Annotated in this window: 21 protein-coding genes; 13 read left to right on the forward strand and 8 right to left on the reverse strand. The window is 59.6% G+C overall.

Annotated features, from left to right (window positions below; all coding sequences use genetic code 11):
• Window positions 1-35: 35 nt before the first annotated feature.
• From ORL50_RS00135 to ORL50_RS00145, 3 genes are all read right to left on the reverse strand, one after another.
• The gene (locus ORL50_RS00135) at window positions 36-1160 is read right to left on the reverse strand and encodes an ABC transporter ATP-binding protein (protein ID WP_266008964.1); all 1125 of its coding nucleotides are present in this window, start codon (window positions 1158-1160) and stop codon (window positions 36-38) included.
• Between the two features lie 256 nt (window positions 1161-1416).
• Window positions 1417-2046: a response regulator gene (locus ORL50_RS00140; protein WP_003210977.1), complete on the reverse strand. Its 630-nt coding sequence runs from the start codon at window positions 2044-2046 to the stop codon at window positions 1417-1419.
• Between the two features lie 160 nt (window positions 2047-2206).
• Complete coding sequence (locus tag ORL50_RS00145) at window positions 2207-4603, reverse strand: PAS domain-containing sensor histidine kinase (RefSeq protein WP_266008966.1); 2397 nt, start codon at window positions 4601-4603, stop codon at window positions 2207-2209.
• A gap of 73 nt (window positions 4604-4676) precedes the next feature.
• On the opposite strand from ORL50_RS00145, the gene ORL50_RS00150 reads away from it, so the two are divergent.
• A complete protein-coding gene (locus ORL50_RS00150; protein ID WP_266008968.1) occupies window positions 4677-5666 on the forward strand; it encodes an alpha/beta hydrolase family protein in 990 nt (329 codons plus the stop codon).
• 8 nt (window positions 5667-5674) lie between these two features.
• On the opposite strand, the gene ORL50_RS00155 is transcribed toward ORL50_RS00150, so the two are convergent.
• Genes ORL50_RS00155 through ORL50_RS00165 form a run of 3 tightly spaced genes read right to left on the reverse strand, consistent with a single transcriptional unit; the run spans window position 5675 to window position 8131 of the window.
• Window positions 5675-6442 (reverse strand): DnaJ domain-containing protein, encoded by a 768-nt coding sequence (locus ORL50_RS00155; protein ID WP_266008970.1) that lies wholly within the window; start codon window positions 6440-6442, stop codon window positions 5675-5677.
• Between the two features lies 1 nt (window position 6443).
• Window positions 6444-7115 carry an N-acetylmuramate alpha-1-phosphate uridylyltransferase MurU gene (gene murU, locus ORL50_RS00160; RefSeq protein WP_266008973.1) on the reverse strand — a complete coding sequence of 224 codons (672 nt, stop codon included), beginning with the start codon at window positions 7113-7115 and terminating at the stop codon, window positions 6444-6446.
• The gene (locus tag ORL50_RS00165; RefSeq protein WP_266008976.1) at window positions 7112-8131 is read right to left on the reverse strand and encodes an aminoglycoside phosphotransferase family protein; all 1020 of its coding nucleotides are present in this window, start codon (window positions 8129-8131) and stop codon (window positions 7112-7114) included. The genes murU and ORL50_RS00165 overlap by 4 nt, the downstream gene beginning before the upstream one ends.
• Window positions 8132-8261: 130 nt before the next feature.
• Between ORL50_RS00165 and ORL50_RS00170 the strand changes: the two genes are divergently transcribed.
• From ORL50_RS00170 to ORL50_RS00220, 11 genes are all read left to right on the forward strand, one after another.
• Window positions 8262-11063, forward strand: coding sequence for an LPS-assembly protein LptD (locus ORL50_RS00170; RefSeq protein ID WP_266008978.1), 2802 nt, complete (start codon window positions 8262-8264; stop codon window positions 11061-11063).
• Window positions 11044-12360: a peptidylprolyl isomerase SurA gene (gene surA, locus ORL50_RS00175; protein WP_266008980.1), complete on the forward strand. Its 1317-nt coding sequence runs from the start codon at window positions 11044-11046 to the stop codon at window positions 12358-12360. The genes ORL50_RS00170 and surA overlap by 20 nt, the downstream gene beginning before the upstream one ends.
• Window positions 12357-13346, forward strand: a complete 990-nt coding sequence (pdxA, locus tag ORL50_RS00180) for a 4-hydroxythreonine-4-phosphate dehydrogenase PdxA (RefSeq protein ID WP_266008982.1) — start codon at window positions 12357-12359, stop codon at window positions 13344-13346. The genes surA and pdxA overlap by 4 nt, the downstream gene beginning before the upstream one ends.
• Window positions 13343-14161, forward strand: coding sequence for a 16S rRNA (adenine(1518)-N(6)/adenine(1519)-N(6))-dimethyltransferase RsmA (gene rsmA, locus ORL50_RS00185; RefSeq protein ID WP_266008984.1), 819 nt, complete (start codon window positions 13343-13345; stop codon window positions 14159-14161). The genes pdxA and rsmA overlap by 4 nt, the downstream gene beginning before the upstream one ends.
• Window positions 14162-14275: 114 nt before the next feature.
• The gene (gene apaG / locus ORL50_RS00190; protein ID WP_266008987.1) at window positions 14276-14656 is read left to right on the forward strand and encodes a Co2+/Mg2+ efflux protein ApaG; all 381 of its coding nucleotides are present in this window, start codon (window positions 14276-14278) and stop codon (window positions 14654-14656) included.
• Window positions 14656-15540, forward strand: coding sequence for a symmetrical bis(5'-nucleosyl)-tetraphosphatase (locus ORL50_RS00195; protein ID WP_266008989.1), 885 nt, complete (start codon window positions 14656-14658; stop codon window positions 15538-15540). Before apaG ends, ORL50_RS00195 begins: the two co-directional genes overlap by 1 nt.
• A 33-nt stretch (window positions 15541-15573) precedes the next feature.
• A complete protein-coding gene (gene glpE / locus ORL50_RS00200) occupies window positions 15574-15903 on the forward strand; it encodes a thiosulfate sulfurtransferase GlpE (protein ID WP_266008991.1) in 330 nt (109 codons plus the stop codon).
• A 296-nt stretch (window positions 15904-16199) separates the two neighbouring features.
• The gene (locus tag ORL50_RS00205) at window positions 16200-18122 is read left to right on the forward strand and encodes a PrkA family serine protein kinase (protein WP_045059965.1); all 1923 of its coding nucleotides are present in this window, start codon (window positions 16200-16202) and stop codon (window positions 18120-18122) included.
• Between the two features lie 141 nt (window positions 18123-18263).
• Window positions 18264-19535 carry a YeaH/YhbH family protein gene (locus ORL50_RS00210; protein ID WP_010467159.1) on the forward strand — a complete coding sequence of 424 codons (1272 nt, stop codon included), beginning with the start codon at window positions 18264-18266 and terminating at the stop codon, window positions 19533-19535.
• Window positions 19532-21094: a SpoVR family protein gene (locus ORL50_RS00215; protein WP_266009001.1), complete on the forward strand. Its 1563-nt coding sequence runs from the start codon at window positions 19532-19534 to the stop codon at window positions 21092-21094. The genes ORL50_RS00210 and ORL50_RS00215 overlap by 4 nt, the downstream gene beginning before the upstream one ends.
• 63 nt (window positions 21095-21157) lie before the next feature.
• Window positions 21158-22387: a multifunctional CCA addition/repair protein gene (locus ORL50_RS00220; protein ID WP_266009003.1), complete on the forward strand. Its 1230-nt coding sequence runs from the start codon at window positions 21158-21160 to the stop codon at window positions 22385-22387.
• A 95-nt stretch (window positions 22388-22482) separates the two neighbouring features.
• On the opposite strand, the gene folK is transcribed toward ORL50_RS00220, so the two are convergent.
• Together folK and folB are read right to left on the reverse strand one after the other, a co-directional pair.
• Window positions 22483-23001, reverse strand: coding sequence for a 2-amino-4-hydroxy-6-hydroxymethyldihydropteridine diphosphokinase (gene folK, locus ORL50_RS00225; RefSeq protein WP_266009005.1), 519 nt, complete (start codon window positions 22999-23001; stop codon window positions 22483-22485).
• The gene (gene folB, locus ORL50_RS00230; protein ID WP_266009007.1) at window positions 22992-23348 is read right to left on the reverse strand and encodes a dihydroneopterin aldolase; all 357 of its coding nucleotides are present in this window, start codon (window positions 23346-23348) and stop codon (window positions 22992-22994) included. Before folB ends, folK begins: the two co-directional genes overlap by 10 nt.
• A gap of 74 nt (window positions 23349-23422) precedes the next feature.
• On the opposite strand from folB, the gene plsY reads away from it, so the two are divergent.
• On the forward strand, window positions 23423-23992 hold the full coding sequence (plsY, locus tag ORL50_RS00235) for a glycerol-3-phosphate 1-O-acyltransferase PlsY (protein WP_266009008.1): 570 nt from the start codon (window positions 23423-23425) through the stop codon (window positions 23990-23992).
• Window positions 23993-24010: the final 18 nt, after the last annotated feature.

A 24010-nucleotide genomic window follows, 5' to 3' on the forward strand; every position in this document is an offset into this window, starting at 1 on the left:
TCTCCACGTGCAGGGTTGGTGTTGCAGGGGGGCGATCAATTCGCCTCTAGAAGTGGGTCGAGCGCGCGAACGTGTTCGACTTGCCAGCCAAGCGGTACCACGTCACCGACGGCCAGCGCAGGATCGAGCTCGGCAATCGGCTGTTTCACAAAGAAATCGGTCTTGCCGCAGACTTCCAGGCGCACCCGAACGTGGTCGCCCAGATAGATGAATTCCGCCACCCGGCCGGAGAAGCGATTGACGCAGGACTCGCTCGAGCCGTTGAGGCTTACGCGCTCCGGGCGAATCGACAGCGTGACCGGCTCGCCGGTCTTGCCGACGTTGACTGCCAGGGCTTCGACCTTCTCGCCACGGCCCAACTCGACCACGCAGCGATCGCCGGTGTGGCTGTGCAGACGACCGTTGAGGCGATTGTTCTCGCCGATGAAGTTGGCGACGAAGGTGTTCTTCGGTTCTTCGTAGAGGCTGCGCGGCGGGGCAATCTGCTGGATTTCGCCTTGATGGAACACGGCCACGCGATCAGACATGGTGAGTGCTTCACCCTGGTCGTGAGTCACGTAGACCACGGTCACGCCCAGGCGCTGGTGCAGATGCTTGATCTCCATCTGCATGTGTTCGCGCAGTTGTTTGTCCAAGGCGCCGAGCGGCTCGTCCATCAGCACCAGCTGCGGCTCGAACACCAGTGCGCGGGCTAGGGCTACGCGCTGCTGCTGCCCACCGGACAGCTGCGCCGGATAGCGCTGGGCGAAGGCGTCGAGCTGAACCATGCTCAGGACTTTTTTTACTTTGTCGCTGACATCACTCTTGTTCAAGCCACGCACGCTCAGCGGGAACGCCAGGTTCTCGGCGACCGTCATGTGCGGGAATAAAGCGTAGTTCTGGAACACCATGCCGATGTCGCGTTTATGCGGCGGCACATTGTTGATGGAACGCCCCGCCAGCAGGATTTCACCTGCGGTCGGGGTTTCGAAACCGGCGAGCATCATCAGGCTGGTGGTCTTGCCGGAGCCGGATGGCCCGAGCAACGTGAGGAATTCGCCTTTGCGAATGTCCAGGTTGAGGTCTTTGACGATCAGGTTCTCGCCATCGTAGCTCTTCTGCACTCCACGAAAGCTGACCAGAATGTCACTGGCCCCTGCGCTTGTATCGACCTGGCTCATACCCACACCTTTGTTGTTGATGACTGCTGTGGACTAAGCCTAGTGGACGCTGGGAGCCGCGCAAATCGGGGGGCAGGAGAGAATCGCCTCAGCCAGATGGAAGGCTTGGGGTAGGGATTGCCCTACAAGGATGGCGGGAATGGATAGGAGCTGTGGCGAGATTGAAGCTGCAGGCCGCGAGAAAGGGCAAAAGCAGCTTTTCAGTATGTCGCAAATGGATATGCCACCACGGTCCCACACTCGACGGCGGCGAACCTTAGAGCAGTTTGTGTTCCATCGCGTACTTCACCAGCTCCGCCAGGGAGGTGATATTGAGCTTCTGCATCAGTCGCGCCTTGTGGGTGCTGATGGTTTTGCTGCTCAGCGCCAGTTGCTGGGCGATGTCGTTGACGTTCGCGCCTTGCGCCAGGCGCTCGAACACCGAGAACTCACGTTCCGACAGCAGCGAATGCAGCGGCCGCGAGTCGGTCAGCCCGACCTCGAAGACCATCCGATCAGCCAGGTCAGGATCGATGTAGCGCCCACCGGCCGCGACCTTGCGGATGGCTGTCAGCAGCAGCGCCGGGTCGCTGTCCTTGGTCGCATAACCTGCCGCGCCAACTTTTAACGCGCGGGCAGCCATTTGCGCCTCGTCGTGCATCGACAGCACCAGGATCGCCGGCGGATTGTTCAGTGCGCGAATCCGCGGAATAGCCTCCAGGCCATTGACCCCGGGCATGGAGATATCCAGCAACACCACTTCGCAGGGAACATGGCGCAGGGTCTCGAGCAGTTGTTCGCCGTTGCTCGCCTCCCCGACCACCAGCAAATCCTTGGCCAGGCCGATTAGCTGCTTGATGCCTTCGCGGACAATGGTGTGGTCTTCGGCTACCAGTACACGGATCACGTTGTTCTCCATTCTTTTTAGGGTTCTGATCCAGAATCTATCGCGAGCAGGCTTGCCCCTACACTGGGTTTGAGTCGGTGCCCAAATTGCTGGAGCACCCTAAATCCCCTGTAGGAGTGAGCCTGCTCGCGATGGCGCTCGCACAGACAACATAAAACCTTCAGGCACCCTCCAAAGGCACCCGCACCATCAGTGTCGTGCCCTCACCCGGCTCACTCTCCAGCGACAACTCGCCGCCCATGATCAACACCCGTTCGCGCATGCCCACCACACCAAAGGATGTAGGCCGACCCGTGGTGGCGACAAATCCTACGCCGTCATCGCTGACGGTCATGAGTAATTCGCTGCCTTCACGCACCAGGGTCAGTTCGACAGTATGCGCCTGGGCATGACGCATGACATTGGTCAGTGCTTCCTGCAGGATCCGGAACAGCCCGATGGCCATGGCATCGCTCAACGCCGGCAAGTTGTCCGGAACCTGCACCAGGCAAGGAATTTGCGTGCGTGCCTCGAAGCGTCGGGCCTGCCATTCAATCGCCGAAGCGATACCGGCATCGAGAATCGGCGGGCGCAGCGCTGTCGCAACGTCGCGCACCAGCTGGAACAACTGCGCAATCAGGCGCTTCATGCTGTTAAGGCGCTCCTGCAGGCCAGGGTCGAGCTGCGCGTAGGCCAATTCGCACATGGACGTTTCGAGCTTCAGCACGGTGAGCATCTGCCCCAGCTCATCGTGAACCTCCCGGGCAATGCGCGCCTTTTCTTCTTCCCGCACGCTTTCCAGATGCGCAGACAACTCGCGCAATTGTTCGCGGGAGCTCGCCAGTTCCAGTTCGATGCGCTTGCTCTCGCTGATATCCCAGACGATACCGTCCCACACGTAGGCGCCATCCTCGAGCCGGCGCGTAATGGCCTTGATCTCGGCCCAGCGCTGCTCGCCCTGACGGGTGAGAATTCGCCCTTGCCATGACCAGTCGCTATCGGTGTCCAGTGCCAGGTCCTGGGTCTGGTGATAGCTGGCCTTATCATCCGGATGCACCAGGCTGCGCAGCCCCTTGTCGCGATGAGCGAGCGTCGCCGGGGAGTAACCCACCAGGGTTTCGCTACCTTCACTGATGTAGGCAAAGTCGATCTGCCCTGTCACCGGCGCCCGCTCCAGGCGAAAGACCAATCCCGGGACGTTGGCAGCGATCCCCTGCAGCCGCGCTTCGCTTTCCTGCAATGCCGCCAAAGCTCGGCGGCGCTCGGTGACATCATTGAGGTAGACCACCAGGTACTCGCCGTCACGAAATCGCAGGAAGCTCAACGACACGTCCGTTGGCAAAATACTGCCGTCCGCCCGCACGCAGTTGGTTTCGAAACTTTGCGGTCCTTCCTCGCTGGCACGGGCGCGCTTCCACAGGTTCAACCAGCGATCCATGTGCAGCCCAGGCTCGAAATCGATCAATGGCCGGTCAATAATCCCGCCTGGGGCATAACCCAACATGGTTTCGGCCGCGCGATTGGCATACCGCACGTGGCTATCCCAATTCACCCAGAGGATGCCGACCGTACTTTGATCGATGGAAAACTGCGTGAGCCGCAAGGCTTCCTCGCTGGCTGCACGCAGGGCAATGTCTTCGCGAGCAGCAACCAGTCGTTGCTCCAGGCTGTGCTGCTGACGCCGCTGCCAGAAGACGATGGCCATGCTGCTGAGCATTAACACTGCAAACAACAGACTCAGGTTCTGCCAGAAGCCTGGCGACTCGGTCAGCCGCGGGTACTTGGGTTGTAGCCATTGGTTATGCAGCTGCTCCAGATCCTTGGCCGGAATCGCCCGCAATGCCGCCTCGACGATGCCAGCCAATTCAGGCCAGTCACGGCGAGTGGCCACCCGCAGCAACTGCGGCAAGCCGATGTCACCGACCACCACCAGACCGGCAAACTCAGGCTCGGCGGACAGTCGCCCAAGCTGCGCCTCATCGACCACGGCATAGCTGGCCTGCTGGCTCAACAGCAGTTGCAAGGCCTGGCGCTCGATCGGCACGCCCTGCAAATTCAGATGTGGATAGTTGCCGCGCAGGTAATCGGCGGTAGCACCGGGCATGCGCACCGCCACGCGGGTCTGGCTATCGAGTTTTTCCAGCTCTACCACGCCAGCGCTCTTCTGATCACTGACCACCAGTTGCGGCACACGCATATACGGGTCGGAAAACTGCCACAGACGCAGACCGGTCGGGGTTTGCGCCAGGCCAGGGGCGATATCGATTTCACCCTCTCGTGCCGCCGCCTCCAGTTGCGCCAGGTCGGGGAAGTTGCGCCAGCTCAATTCAACCTTGAGCGACTTGGCCAGCCACTTCATCAATTCGACATTGACTCCGGACAGCCGCTGAAGCCGCCGGTCGTATTGGGCATAAGGTGCCTGCAATACCAGGCCGACGCGTAATTCGCCATGGTTGGCCAGCCACTGGCGCTGCGCCGACGACAGTTGTGCAGCATGCTCGGGGGGCGCGGATGCCGCCCAGCCCACCAAGGGAAACCACAGACAGCCGATCATTAACAGGCAGCGCACAACCATCATCTAAGCCCCACACACTGACAAACACTGACTAACCCATTAGGCTGCCGGAATCACTTCTGGCCTGGAAAATCCGATGCCCCCTGACTACCGCCTGGCACTGCCAGCATTGTGCCTGTCGCTGATCCTGCCTTGTGCGTTTTCCGTCGAGGCAGCTGACCCGGCCCCTGCTCCCGCCGATTCCCCCGCTGCAACCGAGCCGACGGAGCGCCAGCCGCTGCTTGAGCGTAGCCAGGAAGACGCCGCAGCCCTCGAACGCACTTTGCCCGCTCAGGAACAGCAACAACTGCAAGCGGGCAGCGAGACCTTCCTGGCACTGTGGAAACCGGCCAATGCCGCCGAGCCCAAAGGCGCGGTGATTATCGTCCCCGGCGCTGGCGAGACCGCTGACTCACCTCAAGCAGTCGGCCCTTTGCGCCGCAAATTGCCCGACGCCGGCTGGAGCAGCCTGAGTATCACTTTGCCAGATCTGCAAAGCGATGCCATTGCCCCTCGCGTCCTCGAAGTGCCCCCGGCAATCAAGGCCCCCGATACAGGGACCAAGGACTCGACCACGTCCACGCCGATTGAACAGGCGGCCGGCGGCGAGGCCGACATAGCAGACAAGGCAGTAGTCGAAAGCGTCGACGAGCAACGAAGAGTCGACGCCGAAAGAATTTTCGCGCGGATCGACGCGGCAGTTGCCTACGCCGAAGGGCAAAGCGCGCGCAGTATCGTGGTGCTGGGGCACGGCACTGGCGGTTATTGGGCCGCTCGATATCTGAGCGAGAAGCAGCCACCTCAGGTCGAGAAACTGCTGATGGTGGCGGTCAAGACACCGGCAGGCATCAAGCCCGAGCTGCTCGATCTCACCTCATCACTCAAGCTGCCGACTGCGGATATTTTCTACATGGACAAACCGCTGGATCGCGATGCTGCGCTGGCACGACTGCAGGCGAGCAAGCGTCTGAAGACCACAGCGTTTAGCCAGGTTTCGCTGAAAGCCTTGCCCGGCAATGCCAAGGATCAACAGGAGCAACTGGTGCGCCGGGTGCGGGGCTGGTTGAGCCCACAGCCGGCGGATTGAGCCGGCCGCTAGCGGAAATCCCGGCGCTGACGGATCACCGTGTAGGCGTTATGCAACTCGCGAGTCTTGTCCGTTGCCTCGCGAACCTGCGAACTGGTGGCGCCGCTGCCGGCAATCTTGTCCGGATGATGCCGGCTCAGCAGGCGCCGGTAAGCGCGCTTGATCTGCGCCGGCTCACTGGTGGCGGACACCCCCAACAAGCGCATGGCCTCCTGATAACTCAGCATGCTGCTGATCACCGGACGCTTCTGCGGTTCGTATTCGCCGGCCAACGCCTTCACTTGCTGAGGCGTCCAGCCCAGCCAACGCCCCCACTGGGCAATCAGCTCAAGCTCGCTGCGGCCGGCACGCCCATCCGCCCAGATCATGCGCCAACAGGCGCGCAACACGCCTTCGGCAGCGAACGGTTGGGCGCTCAAGCGCCGCAGATAACCACGCAGCCGATCATGTCCCGATTTGCCGCGGTTGAACGCAGCAATTGCCCGGCGTTGCGCCGACTCGGTCATTTCCAGCCCACGCATTTCCTCTCGCGCCTGCTGGATGTGCCCAGCCACCACGTGCCCGTCGCATTTGGCCAACCGCCCCAGCAGGATGAATAGCAGTTCATCGTTGCGCAGGACGGGGCGGCCGCCGAGCTTTTCGCGCAAATGCGCCCAACTGTGCAGTTGCAGACGTCGGTCGAGCGCCTGCCCCAACAGCGCGCCGAGCAAGGCCCCCGGAATACTGGCTATGGCAAAGCCCGCCCCGGCTCCAATCAGAGTCCCTGGCCAAAGCATGTCAGCGGCTCGCTTCAATCAGGGATTCGACTTCAGCCAGGCGTTCGTGAGTACCAACATCCACCCAACGCCCATCGAGGTGCTCGCCAGTCACTTGGCCAAGCGCCATGGCTGCGCGCAGCAAAGGCGCCAGCTTGAACGCACCCGCTGAGCAATTTTTGAACAGCTGCGGGTCAAGCACGGCAATTCCGCTGTAGGTCAGGTTCGCGGTATCTGCCTCTCCATCGCGCACCAGCCCATCGTGCAGGCTGAAATCACCGGCCGGGTGATGCGCGGGGTTGTCCGCCAGCACCAGGTGCGCCAGCCCGCTGATGGGCTGATGCAAGACACTGAAGTCATAGTCGGTCCAGATATCGCCGTTGACCACCAGGAACGCTTCGTCGCCCAGCAAAGGCAGGGCACGATAGATGCCGCCGCCGGTCTCCAGCGGTTCGCCCTCCGGCGAGTAGCGAATCCGCACGCCGTATTGCGACCCGTCGCCCAGATAGTTCTCGATCTGCTGGCCGAGCCAGGCATGGTTGATCACAATCTCGGTAAAGCCGGCAATCGCCAGGGCCTTGAGGTGATATTCGATCAACGGCACGCCGCCGGCGCGCACCAGGGGTTTGGGGGTAGTCAGTGTCAGCGGCCGCAGGCGTTCGCCTTTGCCTGCCGCTAGTATCATCGCCTTCATGCTTGCGCTCCGGTACGCAGGCTATCGAGCAGTGCACCCAGCTCAGCCAGTTCCGGCCGGCGTGCAACCACGGCATCTATATAAGCAAAGAAGCGCGGTACGTCGGCCAGATAGCGTGGCTTGCCGTCGCGATGGCAGATACGGGCGAAGATGCCGATGACTTTCAGATGACGCTGCACACCCATCAGGTCGCTGGCACGCAGGAAGCTGTCAAAGTCCGCCTGCACCGGAATGCCCAGGGCTCCGGCTTGCTGCCAGTAATCTTCCAGCCAGCCGCGTACACGCTCTTCGGGCCAGCTGAGGAAGGCGTCCTTGAACAGGCAAGTGACGTCATAGGTGACGGGACCGTAGACCGCGTCCTGGAAATCCAGCACGCCAGGGTTCGGTTCGCTGAGCATCAGGTTGCGCGGCATGTAGTCACGATGCACCAACACTTTGGGCTGGGCCAGGGCACTGTCGATCAACAGATCACTGGCTTGCTGCCACTGTGCTTGCTGGGTGGAGTCGAATTCGATACCCAACTCATGTTTCACATACCAGTCCGGAAACAATTCCAGCTCGCGGCGCAGTAAAGCCACGTCATAGCTCGGCAGCGGTGCCACCATCGGCAGCTGCTGAAAGGCCAGCAAGGCTTGCAAGGCGTCCTTGAACAAATCGTCGGCGTTTCCGCTGTCGATCACGTCCAGATAGGTCTTGTTACCCAGGTCATTGAGCAAAAGAAATCCGCGCTCCAGGTCTTCTGCGTAAATTTTCGGCACATTGATACCGGATTTCGCCAACAAAAAAGCGATGTCGACGAAGGGTTTGCAGTTTTCCTGGGGCGGCGGCGCGTCCATCACGACAAAGCTGCGGCCATCGCCCTCCCAGCGGAAATAGCGTCGGAAACTCGCATCGCTACTGGCTGCAGTCAACGTGGCCGGGGGTACGGCTCCCCAGCCCTGCTCTGCAAAGAGGGTGGTCAACTGTTCTTCGAGCCAAACTTTCAGGTGTTGCAAACGTACATCTTGGTCAGGCATTGCAAGGGTCTCCGACGGCGCTAGCCGTCAAGCGGGTCATGCTTTATTATCCAGCATCTTTTTCAGACCATCGAGAGGCGTGCGGCCCACACCGCGGGCAGATGGCACGCAGGAAGCCCGGACTAATAAGATGGCATTGAAATCCCCCGCGTTTCGTAAAAAATTTCCGTTGTTGGTTACCGGCAGTCTGCTGGCCCTGCAACCTCTAGCCACTTCGTTCGTGGTCGCCGCGGAACAGTATGACTGCTCAGTCTCTGCTTCGGGTGCCTGGGACTGTGCGCCAAAATCCCCAGCCGCTGCTTTGCCACCTCGCCCCGTCCATGACGGCAGTGCGGTGAGTGCAAGCGGCGAGACGCCTGCCGACAGCGGTACGAGCGAGGACACTGGTGCCAAACCGGCACTGGTCACCGAGGCCAAGGGCCGCGGCCTGAAGTCGCGCAGTGCAGACTACAGTCACCTCGACTGGGTTCCGCGCGAGAACCTCACCGCAGCGCAATTGGCTGAAACCGGTCCTTACTGCTCTGGTTCCTATATCGAACCCACTCGTCCTGGCATGAATGACAAGACGAATAAAAGCGACGCCCCGACCTTTATCGGCGCCAAGGCCTCTCGCTACAAGCAGGAAGAACAGATTGCAGCACTGGCCGGTGACGTCGTCATGCGCCAAGGCAGCATGCAGGTCGAAGCCGACGAAGCCAACCTGTACCAGGCCGAGAGCCGCGGTGAGCTGAGCGGCAACGTACGCATTCGCGACAATGGTGCCCTGATCGTTGGTGATCACGCCGATGTGCAATTGGACACCGGTGAAGCCAAGGTCGACAACGCCGAATACGTGATGCACAAGTCGCGTATCCGCGGTAGCGCCCTGTACGCCAAGCGTGCTGAAAACGCGATCATCCGCCTCAAGGACGGTACGTACACCACGTGCGAACCGAACAGTAACGCCTGGCAGCTCAAGGGTAATAACATCACCCTTAACCCGGCCACCGGCTTCGGCACCGCGACCAACGTGACCCTGCGAGTCAAGGACATCCCAGTCCTGTACACGCCGTACATCTATTTCCCGATCGATGACCGTCGCCAGTCCGGCTTCTTGCCGCCGACTATCGGCACGGGCACCGACACCGGCTTCATGCTGGTGACTCCGTACTACTTCAACCTGGCGCCTAACTACGACGCCACGTTGTACCCACGCTACATGAGCAAGCGCGGCCTGTTGATGGAAGGCGAATTCCGCTACCTGACGCCGTCCAGCGAAGGCCAGTTCGGCGCCGCGTACCTGAACGACGACGACACCGAGCGCAGCAAGCAGACCGACTACGAAAAAACCCGCTACATGTACAACTGGCAGCACAAGGGTGGTCTCGACTCGCGGGTTCTCACGCAGGTTGATTACACCAAGATCAGCGATCCTTATTACTTCCAGGATCTGCAGACTGACCAGATTGGCGTGAAAAGCTCTGATTATGTGAATCAGCAGGGTTCGGTCAGCTATCGTGGCGACAGCTACACCGCACGTGTGAACGCTCAGGCCTATCAGCTGGCGACCGTTTCAAACATCACGCCATACGACCGCCTGCCTCAGGTGACTTTCGACGGAACCCTGCCCTATCACCCGTCCGGGCTGGATTTCTCGTACAACACCGAAGTCGTGCGGTTTGATCGAGATCTCAAGAACGGCAATTTCTTTGACGAAGACGGCGTCGATACCGGCCCCCGCCTGGATCAAAACGTATTTGGCCTGGCGCGTGCCAACGGCACCCGACTCAACCTCGCACCGGTTGTCAGCCTGCCGATGGAAGCGAGCTATGGCTTCCTCAAGCCATCGCTGAAGTACCAGTACACCCAGTACGACCTGGATCTCGACGGCAAGGGTAAATCCGACATCGCCGGCCAGGGCGCAGAGGGTGACCGACTGAACGGTACCTTTAGCAGCAACCAGAACCGTGCAGTACCGATCGCCAGCATTGATAGCGGTCTCTACTTCGACCGTAAAACCAGCTGGTTCGGTAAAAACTACAACCAGACACTCGAGCCGCGCCTGTTCTACCTGTACGTTCCTGAAAAGGATCAGGCAGATATTCCGGTGTTCGACTCCAGTGAATACACCTTCAACTACTCGTCGCTGTTCCGTGACAACCGTTTCTCCGGCGCCGATCGAATCGGCGACGAGAACAAACTGTCCCTGGGCATCACCAGTCGCTGGATCGAAGAAAACGGCTTTGAGCGTCAACGTATCAGTGTCGGCCAGGCGCTTTACTTCAAGGATCGTGAAGTCCAGCTGCCGGGTATCGACGCCAAGACCCGTGACGACGCGAAGTCCAATGTCTCGCCGTATGCACTGGAATACGAATACCGCTGGAACCGTGATTGGCGCACCACTGCCGATTACAACTGGGACCCGGACAGCCGCAGCCCCCGTTCGGGTAGCGCGATGTTCCACTACCAGCCTGAAGACAATCCGAACAAGGTGGTCAACGTAGGTTATCGCTATCGCAATGACCAGATTCGTTACGACCAGACCACTGGTAAATGGCAGGTCGGTGGCGGTGACTACGGCACCCCTGGTACACCGGGCTACGTGAAGGACTACTACAAGATCCAGCAGCACGACTTCTCGGTTATCTGGCCGATCGTGCCGCAATGGAATGCCATCAGCCGCTGGCAGTACGACTACAACCGCAACCGTACCCTGGAAGCCTTCGGTGGTTTCGAGTACGACAACTGCTGCTGGAAACTGCGCGTGATCAACCGTTACTGGGTTGACTACGACGAAACCAGTCAAGACGCTCCGCAAAACGAAAAAGGCGACCATGGCGTCTTCCTCCAAATTGTTCTGAAGGGACTCGGCGGCCTCACCGGCGCCAAAGTAGAGAGCTTCCTCGACAAAGGCATCCAAGGTTATCGTGAACGTGAAGACCAAGCTTTCTGATTGTCTGCGCCCGCTCGTGCTGGGCGCGCTGTTCCTGGGTACCGCGGCCAACGCTGCGGTGCAGTCCATCGATAGAGTGGTGGCCATCGTCGACAACGACGTGGTCATGCAGAGCCAGCTGGATCAACGGGTTCACGAAGTGCAGCAAACCATCGCCAAGCGCGGTGCTGCCGCGCCTCCGCCCGGTGTGCTGGACCAGCAGGTACTTGAGCGTCTGATCGTCGAAAACCTGCAGCTGCAGATCGGCGAACGTTCCGGCATCCGCATTACCGATGAAGAATTGAACCAGGCTGTCGGCACCATCGCTCAGCGCAACAACATGTCGGTGGACCAGTTCCGCGCCGCCCTGACCCGTGACGGCCTGTCCTATGACGACGCACGCGAGCAGATTCGCCGGGAAATGATCATCAGCCGTGTACGCCAGCGTCGTGTGGCGGAGCGCATCCAGGTGTCCGAGCAGGAAGTGAAGAACTTCCTCGCTTCCGACCTGGGCAAGATGCAGCTGTCCGAAGAGTTCCGCCTGGCCAACATCCTGATTCCCACGCCGGAAAGCGCCAACTCCGACGCGATTCAGAATGCTGCCAAGCAAGCAGACTCTGTTTACCAGCAACTCAAACAAGGTGCTGACTTCGGTCAATTGGCCATCGCCAAATCGGCCAGCGAAACCGCACTGGAAGGCGGCGACATGGGCTGGCGGAAAGCTGCTCAACTGCCACCACCGTTCGACCGCATGCTGAGCACCATGGCCGTGGGCGACGTAACCCAGCCAATGCGCACTCCAGGTGGCTTCATTATCCTGAAGATCCTCGACAAGCGTGGTGGCGAAGCTCAGGTGCGTGATGAAGTGCATGTACGCCACATCCTGGTCAAGCCAAGTCCGATCCGTGACGAAGCGAAAACCAAGGCACTGGTCGAGTCGCTCTACACCCGCATCGAGTCCGGCGAAGACTTCGCCGAGCTGGCGAAAAACTACTCGGAAGATCCGGGTTCTGCCCTCAACGGCGGCGACCTCAACTGGATCGACCCCAATGCGCTGGTGCCAGAGTTCCGCGAAGTGATGGCCAATACTCCGCAAGGCAAGCTGTCCAAGCCGTTCCAGACTCAATATGGCTGGCATGTCCTGGAAGTCCTTGGCCGTCGCGCCACCGACAGCACCAACCAGGCCCGCGAACAGCAAGCCATGACCGTACTGCGTAACCGCAAATACGACGAAGAGCTGCAAACCTGGCTGCGTCAGATCCGTGACGAAGCGTACGTAGAGATCAAACTCCCTGGTGCAGACCAGGCAGCGCAGTGAAACCCAAACGTTTCGCGCTGACACCCGGCGAGCCGGCCGGCATAGGTCCTGACCTGTGCCTGCTACTCGCCTCGCAAGCCCAGCCACACCCCCTGATTGCCATCACCAGCCGCGACCTGCTCATTGAGCGGGCCGCGCAACTGGGTGTGGTCGTCGATCTGCTGGAGGTAACTCCCGACAGTTGGCCAGACGCTCCGGCGCCGGCCAACAGCCTGTACGTGTGGGATACCCCGCTCAATGCCAAGGTGACTGCCGGGCAACTGGACAAGGCCAACGCCGCCTTTGTTCTGGAAACTCTGACCCGCGCAGGCCAAGGCTGCCTCGACGGCGCCTTCGCCGGCATGATCACCGCCCCGGTACACAAGGGCGTGATCAACGAATCCGGAATTGCTTTTTCCGGGCACACGGAATTTCTCGCGGACCTGACCCAGACGGCACAAGTGGTGATGATGCTCGCGACCCGCGGCCTACGTGTGGCGCTGGTCACCACTCACCTGCCCCTGCGCGAGATTGCCGATGCCATCACGCCCGAGCGTCTGGAGCGCGTCACACGCATTCTGCATGCCGACCTGAAAGAAAAATTCGGCATCGCCCAGCCACGCATCCTGGTTTGCGGGCTCAACCCGCACGCCGGCGAAGGCGGCCACCTGGGCCATGAAGAAATCGACATCATTGAACCTACATTAGAGCGCTTGCGCGGTGAAGGCATGGACCTTCGCGGCCCCCTCCCCGCCGACACTCTGTTTACCCCCAAATATCTGGAGCACTGCGACGCAGTGCTGGCGATGTACCACGACCAGGGCCTGCCGGTGCTCAAGTACAAAGGCTTCGGCGCGGCAGTCAATGTGACTCTCGGCCTGCCGATCATCCGTACTTCGGTCGACCACGGCACTGCCCTGGATCTGGCCGGCAGCGGCAAAATCGACACCGGCAGCCTGCAAGTCGCCCTGGAAACCGCCTACCAGATGGCCGAGACCCGTTTATGACCGAGCATTACCAACACAAGGCGCGCAAACGCTTTGGCCAGAACTTCCTGCACGATGCCGGCGTTATCGACCGCATCCTGCGCTCCATCCATGCCAAGGCCGAAGATCGCCTGCTGGAAATCGGCCCGGGCCAGGGCGCGCTGACTCAAGGCCTGCTGAGCAGCGGCGGCCAGCTTGACGTGGTGGAGCTGGACAAGGACCTGATTCCGATCCTGAACCAGCAGTTTGCCGGCAAGAGCAATTTCAACCTGCACCAGGGTGATGCGTTGAAGTTCGACTTCAACAGCCTGAACGCAGCACCCGCCAGCCTGCGAGTGGTCGGCAACCTGCCATACAACATCTCCACCCCGCTGATCTTCCACCTGCTGCACAACGCCCACCTGATCCGCGACATGCACTTCATGCTGCAAAAGGAAGTGGTCGAGCGCATGGCTGCAGGCCCCGGCGGCGGTGACTGGGGCCGCTTGTCGATCATGGTTCAGTATCATTGCCGGGTCGAGCACCTGTTCAATGTCGGCCCTGGCGCGTTCAATCCACCGCCCAAGGTTGATTCGGCGATCGTGCGCCTCGTGCCTCACGCAGTCCTCCCGCATCCGGCAAAAGATCACAAGTTGCTGGAGCGCGTGGTTCGCGAAGCGTTCAACCAGCGTCGCAAGACCCTGCGCAACACCCTCAAGCTGCTGCTGAGCAATGCCGAAATAGAAGCCGCCGGCGTCGATGGCAGCCTGCGTCCGGAGCAACTCGACCTGGCCGCCTTCGTGCGCCTGGCCGACAAGCTGAGCGAGCAGGCGCCCCAAGCACCTGCCGCCGACTGACCAGCGATGAGCGCTATCGGGTAGGACGCCAGTCTGGTTTACTACCCGGTACTTGGCCTAGACTGATCCCATCAGCTACGCCCCGCGTCCCGCTTCGTTTTTAAGGCCTCTTGCATGTCCGATCCTCGCTATCAGGTCGACGTCAGCGTCGTCACCCGCTATCTGGCAGAACAATCGCAACCCGAGCACGAACGCTTTGCCTTCGCCTACACCATCACTGTGCAGAACAATGGCGCGCTCCCGGCCAAGCTGCTGTCGCGGCACTGGGTGATCACCGACGGCGACGGACATGTCGAGGAGGTTCGCGGTGCGGGCGTCGTCGGCCAGCAACCGCTGATCGAACCGGGCAAGAGCCACACCTACAGCAGTGGTACGGTCATGACCTCCAAGGTCGGGACCATGCAGGGTACTTATGAAATGATTGCCGACGACGGCAAGCACTTCGACGCGATCATCGCGCCGTTTCGCCTGGCCGTGCCCGGAGCCCTGCACTGATGGCAACCTACGCCGTCGGTGACCTGCAAGGCTGCCTTGACGCACTGCAATGCCTGCTCAGGAAAGTCGATTTCGACCCGGCCCACGACCGGCTATGGCTAGTGGGCGACTTGGTCAACCGCGGCCCGCAGTCGCTGGAAACCCTGCGCTTCCTCTACGGCATGCGTGAATCCCTGGTGTGCGTATTGGGTAACCACGACCTGCATTTGCTGGCGGCCGGGAAGAACATCGAGCGTCTGAAAAAAGGCGACACCCTGCGCGAAATCATCGATGCGCCCGACTGCGCAGAGTTGCTGGACTGGTTGCGCCAGCAGAAGCTCATGCATTACGACGAACAGCGCAACATGGCACTGGTGCATGCCGGCATCCCGCCACAGTGGTCGCTGCGTAAAGCCTTGAAATGCGCAGCTGAAGTCGAAACGGCTTTGCGCGATGACAACCTGCTCCCACCCTTTCTCGACGGCATGTACGGCAATGAGCCAGCGAAGTGGGACAGCGAACTCAAAGGCGTCACGCGCCTGCGAGTCATCACCAATTACTTCACCCGCATGCGTTTCTGCACTGCCGAAGGCAAGCTGGACCTCAAGAGCAAGGAAGGCCTGGACTCCGCGCCGCCGGGCTACAAGCCGTGGTTCCAGCACAAGGAACGCAAGACCAAGGGCCTGAAGATTATCTTCGGCCACTGGGCCGCCCTGGAAGGTAAAGTACTGGAACCGGGCATTTCAGCCCTCGACACCGGCTGCGTCTGGGGCGGAGCCCTGACCCTGATGAATGTCGACAGCGGCGAACGCCTGTCCTGCAAATGCGATGCGCACGGCCAGGTCGCCGCTGCGCAGATCACCCCCACAACCACCGCATCATCGTCAGCCAGCATTCAGCGCTAGGCTGCGCTTTCAGCCGAGCCACAGGAGCCCGCCATGAGCGAATTCAAACGTATCCCCCCGGAACAGGCACAAGCCTTGCGCGAACAAGGTGCCGTAGTGGTCGACGTCCGCGACCCGGCCACCTTTGCCGCCCTGCACATTGCAGGCTCCAAACACCTGGATAACCACTCCCTGCACGCGTTCATTCAAGGCGCTGACCTCGACGCACCGACCGTCGTGGTGTGTTACCACGGCAACTCCAGCCAGGGCGCGGCAGCTTATCTGATCAGCCAGGGCTTTTCCGACGTCTACAGCATGGATGGCGGTTTTGAGCTGTGGCGTACGACTTATCCCTCGGAAACCGCGCAAGGCACCTGCGAATAATTTTTTTGTAACGTGTAAGCCCCGGCCCCTGCGGGCTAGCGCCGTGGCAGACGAACGGTCTGCCACAACTAATTACGTATCTCGCCTTTACCTCCCGAATTCCCAACTATCCTTAAGCCCAGGCCATCCAAAACAGGGGAGAGCCGGTACACCGGCGCGCGGGTCATCGGGAGTAGCTTTCGGGGTAGTCAGCTCTGAAAGAGTTCTGGGGGGTAAACAGCGACTGCCTGTTCGGTTGCTGCCAGCATCGACTGAGTGATCCGGCGTCGGCTCCACGTATCGAGCGAGGTGACGTCATGAGTATCTTTAGCCACTTCCAACAACGCTTCGAGTCCACACGCCAGGAAGAACTCTCGCTGCAAGAGTATCTTGAGCTGTGCAAACAGGACCGCAGTGCCTACGTTTCCGCCGCCGAGCGTCTACTGCTGGCCATCGGAGAACCGGAGCTGCTGGACACCTCGACCAACTCGAGGCTGTCGCGAATTTTTTCCAACAAGGTGATCCGTCGCTATCCGGCCTTTGAAGACTTCCACGGGATGGAAGAATGCATTGACCAGATCGTGTCGTATTTCCGCCATGCCGCCCAAGGCCTGGAAGAGAAGAAACAAATTCTCTACCTGCTCGGTCCCGTCGGTGGTGGTAAATCGTCCCTGGCCGAGAAGCTCAAACAGCTGATCGAGAAAGTGCCCTTCTACGCAATCAAGGGCTCGCCGGTCTTCGAATCACCCCTGGGCCTGTTCAACGCCACAGAAGATGGCGCGATCCTCGAAGAAGACTTCGGCATCCCGCGGCGCTACCTCAATACCATCATGTCGCCATGGGCCACCAAGCGCCTGGCTGAATTTGGCGGTGACATCAGCCAGTTCCGCGTGGTGAAGCTGTATCCATCGATCCTCAACCAGATCGCCGTGGCCAAGACCGAACCGGGAGACGAAAACAACCAGGACATCTCGGCACTGGTGGGCAAGGTCGATATCCGCAAACTGGAAGAATTTCCACAGAACGACGCCGACGCCTACAGTTATTCCGGTGCGCTGTGCCGGGCCAACCAGGGCCTGATGGAATTCGTCGAAATGTTCAAGGCGCCGATCAAGGTGCTGCACCCATTATTGACCGCCACCCAGGAAGGTAACTACAACAGTACCGAAGGCCTGGGCGCGATTCCGTTCACCGGGATCCTGCTCGCCCACTCCAACGAATCGGAATGGCACACCTTCCGCAACAACAAGAACAACGAAGCTTTCATCGACCGGATCTACATCGTCAAGGTGCCTTACTGCCTGCGCGTCAGCGATGAAGTGAAGATCTACGACAAGCTGTTGTTCAACAGTTCGCTGGCCAAAGCCCACTGCGCACCCGACACCCTGAAAATGCTCGCCCAGTTCACCGTGCTCTCGCGCCTTAAGGAGCCGGAGAACTCGAACATCTACTCGAAAATGCGCGTGTACGATGGCGAAAACCTCAAGGATACCGATCCAAAGGCCAAGTCGATCCAGGAATACCGCGACAATGCGGGCGTGGATGAAGGCATGAACGGCCTGTCGACGCGCTTCGCGTTCAAGATCCTGTCGAAGGTCTTCAACTTCGACCCGCACGAAATCGCCGCCAACCCGGTACATCTGCTCTACGTACTGGAACAGCAGATCGAGCAGGAACAATTCCAGGCCGAGACCCGCGAACGTTATCTGCGCTTCCTCAAGGAATACCTGGCTCCGCGTTACATCGAATTCATCGGCAAGGAGATCCAGACCGCCTACCTCGAGTCCTACAGCGAGTACGGCCAGAACATCTTCGATCGTTATGTGCTGTATGCGGACTTCTGGATCCAGGATCAGGAATATCGCGATCCGGAAACCGGCGAGATTCTCAACCGCGTTGCACTGAACGAAGAGCTGGAGAAAATCGAAAAACCGGCAGGCATCAGCAATCCGAAGGATTTCCGCAACGAAATCGTCAACTTCGTCCTGCGTGCCCGCGCCAATAACAACGGCAAGAATCCGACCTGGCTCAGCTACGAAAAACTGCGGGTGGTCATCGAGAAGAAAATGTTCTCCAACACCGAAGACCTGCTGCCAGTCATCAGTTTCAACGCCAAAGCCAGCAAAGAGGACCAGCAGAAACACAACGACTTCGTTACACGAATGGTCGAGCGTGGATATACCGACAAACAGGTACGACTGCTGTCCGAGTGGTATCTGCGGGTGAGAAAGTCCCAGTAAGGGAGCTGCGGGCGGCAAACGACGAACTCTCCACAAATACGCGGTGTTTGCGTATTTGTGGCCATATGTCGCGCGCCGCTTGTTTCTGAAGCTTCTGTCTTGCAGCTTGAAGCTTATGACTCGAAGCTCCCCGGAGGGCCTATGAGCTATGTGATCGACCGACGTCTCAATGGCAAGAACAAGAGCACGGTTAACCGCCAGCGCTTTCTGCGGCGCTACCGTGACCACATCAAGAAAGCCGTCGAAGAGGCGGTCAGCCGGCGCTCCATTACCGATATGGAACACGGTGAACAGATCAGCATTCCTGGTCGCGACATTGACGAGCCAGTGCTTCACCACGGCCGTGGTGGCAAGCAGACCGTCGTGCACCCGGGCAACAAGGAATTCACCAGCGGCGAGCACATTGCCCGCCCACCTGGCGGAGGCGGCGGCAGAGGGCCTGGCAAAGCCGGCAACTCGGGTGAGGGAATGGACGAGTTCGTCTTCCAGATCACCCAGGAGGAGTTCCTCGAGTTCATGTTCGAGGACCTTGAACTGCCGAACCTGGTCAAGCGCAACCTGACCGGTACCGACACCTTCAAGACCGTGCGTGCGGGCATCAGCAACGAAGGCAATCCGTCGCGGATCAACATCATCCGCACCTTGCGTTCGGCCCATGCACGCCGCATAGCGTTGTCCGGCAGCAGTCGGGCGAAGTTGCGCGAGGCCAAGGAGGAACTGCTGCGGTTAAAACGCGATGAACCGGATAACTTCGGAGATATTCAGGAAATAGAAGCGGAAATCGAGAAACTCAGTGCGCGAATTCACCGTGTGCCGTTCCTCGATACATTCGACCTCAAGTACAACTTGCTGATCAAGCAGCCCAACCCCAGTTCCAAGGCGGTAATGTTCTGCCTGATGGACGTTTCGGGCTCCATGACCCAGGCGACCAAGGACATCGCCAAGCGCTTTTTCATCCTGCTGTATCTGTTCCTGAAACGTAACTACGACAAGATCGACGTGGTGTTCATTCGCCACCACACCAGTGCACGGGAAGTCGACGAGGAGGAGTTTTTCTATTCTCGCGAAACCGGCGGCACCATCGTGTCCAGCGCCTTGAAACTCATGCAGGAGATCATGGCCGAGCGTTATCCGAGCAACGAGTGGAATATCTATGCTGCACAGGCTTCAGACGGTGACAACTGGAATGACGACTCACCGATCTGCCGCGATATCCTGATCAACCAGATCATGCCCTTTGTGCAGTACTACACTTACGTCGAGATCACCCCTCGCGAGCACCAGGCCCTGTGGTTCGAATACGAACGCATTGCCGAAGCCTTTTCTGACACTTTTGCCCAGCAGCAACTGGTCTCGGCCGGCGATATCTATCCGGTCTTCCGTGAACTCTTCCAGCGCAGGTTAGTGACATGACCGCCAAAGAGCAGAAGCGCCAACCCATTTCCACCGGCTCCGAGTGGACGTTCGAGCTGATCCAGGCCTACGACCGAGAAATCAGTCGTATCGCTGCTCGCTACGCACTCGATACCTACCCCAACCAGATCGAAGTGATTACTGCCGAGCAGATGATGGATGCGTATGCGTCGGTTGGCATGCCACTGGGTTATCACCACTGGTCCTACGGCAAGCACTTTCTCAGCACCGAAAAATCCTACAGCCGTGGCCAGATGGGGCTGGCCTACGAGATCGTGATCAACTCCGACCCATGCATCGCTTACCTGATGGAAGAAAACACCATCTGCATGCAGGCACTGGTGGTGGCACACGCGTGCTACGGCCATAACAGTTTTTTCAAGGGCAACTATCTGTTCCGCACCTGGACTGATGCCAGTTCGATCATCGATTACCTGGTGTTTGCCAAGCAGTACATCATGCAGTGCGAAGAGCGTCATGGCATTGACGCGGTCGAGGATCTGCTCGACTCGTGCCACGCCTTGATGAACTACGGAGTCGACCGCTACAAACGCCCCTACCCCATTTCGGCGGAAGAAGAACGCCGCCGTCAGAAGGATCGTGAGGAGCATCTGCAGAAACAGATCAACGACCTGTGGCGGACCATTCCCAAAGGAGCGGACAAATACAGCGACAAGGACAACGCGCGCTTCCCCGCCGAACCTCAGGAAAACATCCTGTATTTCATCGAAAAGCACGCACCCCTGCTGGAGCCTTGGCAGCGCGAGATCGTACGCATCGTGCGCAAGATCGCCCAGTATTTCTACCCCCAACGCCAGACTCAGGTGATGAACGAAGGCTGGGCCACGTTCTGGCACTACACGCTGATGAACGACCTGTATGACGAGGGCCTCGTCACAGACGGTTTCATGATGGAATTCCTGACATCCCACACCAGCGTGGTCATGCAGCCGGGCTTCGACAGCCCGTATTACAGTGGCATCAACCCTTACGCCCTGGGATTCGCCATGTACCGCGACATTCGGCGGATGTGCGAAAGCCCCACCGAGGAGGATTACCGCTGGTTCCCCGACATTGCCGGCACAGACTGGCTTTCGAGCATCAAATTCGCGATGAGCAGCTTCAAGGATGAGAGTTTCATCCTGCAGTACCTGTCACCCAAGGTGATACGTGACCTGAAACTGTTCAGCATTCTCGACGATGATCAAAAGGACGATTTGCTGGTTCCAGCCATTCACGACGAAGGAGGTTATCGGACTATCCGGGAAACCCTGGCCGCACAGTACAACCTCGGCAACCGTGAACCCAACGTGCAGATCTACAGCATCGATCGGCGCGGCGACCGCTCCCTGACGCTGCGTCATCAGCAGCACGACCGCAAACCACTGGGCGAATCGACCGAAGAGGTGCTCAAGCATCTCCACCGGCTGTGGGGCTTCGATATTCATCTGGAAACCCTGCAAGGGGATCAGGTGATGAAAACCCATCATGTGCCTCCCAGAGGCGAACACGCTGAAGGCGATTACGGCCGGCTGGACCTGGCGGTCATTCATCTTTGAACCCCTTTGTACCTCCGTTTGCTCGACGTAACGGTTATTCTGTCGAGCTAACGGAGGTTTTTTATGCAGATTTATAAAGTCGGCGGCGCGGTGCGTGATCGCCTGCTGGGTATTCCGGTCACCGATATCGACTGGGTGGTAGTAGGGGCCTCGGCCGAGGAAATGCTCGCCAAAGGCTACCGACCAGTCGGCGCAGACTTTCCAGTGTTCCTGCATCCAAAAACCGGCGAGGAGTACGCCCTCGCCCGTACCGAGCGCAAAAGCGGGCGCGGCTATGGAGGCTTCACCTTCCACGCCAGCCCCGATGTCACACTCGAAGAAGACCTGATCCGCCGCGACCTGACGATCAACGCCATGGCCGAGGATGAACAGCAAAACCTGACCGATCCTTACCATGGTCTGCAGGATCTGCAAGACCGCGTGCTTCGTCACGTTTCCCCCGCGTTTGCCGAAGATCCACTCCGAGTACTGCGCGTTGCCCGCTTCGCCGCTCGTTATGCGGGGCTCGGTTTTACTGTGGCACCAGAAACCCTGGAGCTAATGCGCCAGCTCTCGGATTCCGGTGAACTGCAGGCGTTGACGGCTGAACGTAGCTGGAAAGAAATTTCCCGCGCACTCATGGAAGACCAGCCGCAGGTTTTTATCGAGGTATTGCGCGAGTGTGGCGCGCTCAAAGTGCTGATGCCGGAAGTCGATGTGCTGTTCGGGGTGCCGCAACCTGAAGCCCATCATCCGGAAATCGATACTGGAGTACATACGCTGAGCGTGTTGCAGCAGTGCGCCTCGCACAAACTGCCACTGACCGTGCGTTGGGCCTGCCTGCTGCATGATCTGGGCAAAGGGCTGACCCCGACAGCAGAATGGCCTCGACACATCGCCCATGAACACGCGGGACTGAAGCTGATCAAGGCGGTCAACGAACGTTTCAAGGCGCCGAAAGACTGTCAGGAACTGGCGCTGCTGGTGGGCCAGTACCACACACACGGCCATCGTGCGCTGGAGCTGAAGCCTTCAACCTTGCTGGAACTGCTGCAGAGTTTCGATGTGTATCGACGGCCACAGCGGTTCGAGGAGTTCATCGCGGCCTGCGAGATGGATGCGCGTGGGCGCAAGGGGTTGGAGCAGAGAAGTTATCCACAATCCGAATATTTGCGCGGGGCGGCAACAGCAGCCCGAAGCGTGGCGGTTCAGCCGCTGCTTGAGCAAGGTTTCAAAGGGCCTGAGCTGGGCGAAGCGATCAAGCGCGAAAGGCTCATGGCGTTGAAAACCTACAAGGAGTTGGCGGCAACCTGAAGAGCATCGCGAGCAGGCTCGCTCCTACAGTGGATCTCATTGATTCACACAATCCGTGTGTAGGAGTGAGCCTGCTCGCGATAGCATCCGCGCCGTCACAACAAATCCGACGGCGTTAACTTCTGCCCACGCCACTCAAACGCCACCGGCGCCAACACCTGGTCAATCTGCGCCTCGCGCCACAAGGTCGCAAAGCTTTTGCCTACACCCGGATGCACGCGATCCGGCGCAATCAGCGACAGCGGCCACAGTACGAAGGCATTTTTCAGAATTTCTGCCCGCGGTAGCACCAGGCCATCGAAATTTCCCACCAGATCACCGAACAACAACACGTCGATGTCCAACGGCAAGCCCTTGCGATCCGGCGCATAGCGGCCATTGTCAGCCTCGATAAACTTGAGCCGACGGTCCAGCTCAATCAACGGCAAATCGGTGTAGGCCGATACCACGAAGTTGAAAAACGGCCCGCTCTTGATGCCCACCGGCTGGCTTTCGAAGACCGCTGAGCAGCGTATGTCCACCAGGAAACCCGCAAGGGCTTCCAGGCCCGCCTGTAAATGGGCTTCGCGCTCGATATTGCTACCGAGGCCGAGATAAACCTGGGTCAGCGACATCCGCGCTCGATCTCCACACCCACACCGCCGGTCGCCGCCGGGACAGCACCGGGCTTGGTCAGCTTGAGCCGGACCCAGGTGATCTTGAATTCGCTCATCAAGACTTCCACCAGGCGCTCGGCAAAAGTCTCGACCAGTTGATATTGCGCCTGCTCGGCAAAGTCCTGGATGCGTGACGAAACGCTGGCGTAATCAAGAGCCAGGGTCAGGTCATCCCCCGCCGCAGCTGGCCGGTTATCCCAGGCAAAACTCAGATCCAGACGCAAGCACTGCCGGATGCCTCGCTCCCAGTCGTAGGCACCAATGACGGTGTCGACTTCCAGGCCCTCGATAAACACTCTGTCCAAGCACTTCTCTCCGCTGCACGACAAGGGCGCAATGCGCCGTTAGAATCAGGGCGTCCTCGCCCGGAATAGTTAGCATGTTTTGGTTACTGGCGACTCTCGCCTACCTGCTCGGCTCGCTGTCCTTCGCCATATTGCTCAGCCGCCTGACCGGAAACCCCGATCCGCGAATGAGTGGTTCGGGCAATGCCGGCGCCACCAACATGTTGCGCCTGGCCGGCAAGAAACTGGCGGTCCTGACCTTGATCGGCGACCTCTGCAAAGGCCTGTTGCCCGTGTTGATCGCAGGCGCTGCAGGCCTTTCGCTGCAGGAACAGGCCTGGATCGGCGTCTGCGCCGTCATCGGCCACCTGTTCCCGCTGTACTTCCGCTTCCGCGGTGGCAAAGGTGTCGCCACCGCTGCCGGAATGTTGCTGGGGCTATACCCGCCTGCGGCCTTGCTGGCGGTTTGCGCCTGGCTCCTGACGTTCTACCTGACCCGCACCAGCTCGCTCGCCGCCCTGATCGCCACCCCGCTGACCCTGCCTTTACTGGCATGGCAAGAGCCGGCGGCCCTGTTGCCCATGAGCGCGCTCACCGGGCTGATCGTCTGGCGCCACCGTGGCAATCTACGCGACCTGTTTGCCGGGCGCGAACGGCATTTCTAATTCTGCAAGTGAGCGCCA

The sequence above is a fragment of the Pseudomonas sp. RIT-562 genome (assembly GCF_026241895.1).
Lineage (GTDB): Bacteria > Pseudomonadota > Gammaproteobacteria > Pseudomonadales > Pseudomonadaceae > Aquipseudomonas > Aquipseudomonas mandelii_F.

Excerpts from the sequence above, each read along its gene's own strand:
- ORL50_RS00135 (WP_266008964.1), bottom strand. The coding sequence starts at position 1,160 with ATGAGCCAGGTCGATACAAGCGCAGGGGCCAGTGACATTCTGGTCAGC.
- ORL50_RS00145 (WP_266008966.1), bottom strand. The coding sequence starts at position 4,603 with ATGATGGTTGTGCGCTGCCTGTTAATGATCGGCTGTCTGTGGTTTCCC.
- ORL50_RS00150 (WP_266008968.1), top strand. The coding sequence starts at position 4,677 with ATGCCCCCTGACTACCGCCTGGCACTGCCAGCATTGTGCCTGTCGCTG.
- ORL50_RS00155 (WP_266008970.1), bottom strand. The coding sequence starts at position 6,442 with ATGCTTTGGCCAGGGACTCTGATTGGAGCCGGGGCGGGCTTTGCCATA.
- murU (WP_266008973.1), bottom strand. The coding sequence starts at position 7,115 with ATGAAGGCGATGATACTAGCGGCAGGCAAAGGCGAACGCCTGCGGCCG.
- ORL50_RS00165 (WP_266008976.1), bottom strand. The coding sequence starts at position 8,131 with ATGCCTGACCAAGATGTACGTTTGCAACACCTGAAAGTTTGGCTCGAA.
- ORL50_RS00170 (WP_266008978.1), top strand. The coding sequence starts at position 8,262 with ATGGCATTGAAATCCCCCGCGTTTCGTAAAAAATTTCCGTTGTTGGTT.
- rsmA (WP_266008984.1), top strand. The coding sequence starts at position 13,343 with ATGACCGAGCATTACCAACACAAGGCGCGCAAACGCTTTGGCCAGAAC.
- apaG (WP_266008987.1), top strand. The coding sequence starts at position 14,276 with ATGTCCGATCCTCGCTATCAGGTCGACGTCAGCGTCGTCACCCGCTAT.
- ORL50_RS00195 (WP_266008989.1), top strand. The coding sequence starts at position 14,656 with ATGGCAACCTACGCCGTCGGTGACCTGCAAGGCTGCCTTGACGCACTG.
- glpE (WP_266008991.1), top strand. The coding sequence starts at position 15,574 with ATGAGCGAATTCAAACGTATCCCCCCGGAACAGGCACAAGCCTTGCGC.
- ORL50_RS00205 (WP_045059965.1), top strand. The coding sequence starts at position 16,200 with ATGAGTATCTTTAGCCACTTCCAACAACGCTTCGAGTCCACACGCCAG.
- ORL50_RS00210 (WP_010467159.1), top strand. The coding sequence starts at position 18,264 with ATGAGCTATGTGATCGACCGACGTCTCAATGGCAAGAACAAGAGCACG.
- ORL50_RS00215 (WP_266009001.1), top strand. The coding sequence starts at position 19,532 with ATGACCGCCAAAGAGCAGAAGCGCCAACCCATTTCCACCGGCTCCGAG.
- ORL50_RS00220 (WP_266009003.1), top strand. The coding sequence starts at position 21,158 with ATGCAGATTTATAAAGTCGGCGGCGCGGTGCGTGATCGCCTGCTGGGT.
- folK (WP_266009005.1), bottom strand. The coding sequence starts at position 23,001 with ATGTCGCTGACCCAGGTTTATCTCGGCCTCGGTAGCAATATCGAGCGC.
- plsY (WP_266009008.1), top strand. The coding sequence starts at position 23,423 with ATGTTTTGGTTACTGGCGACTCTCGCCTACCTGCTCGGCTCGCTGTCC.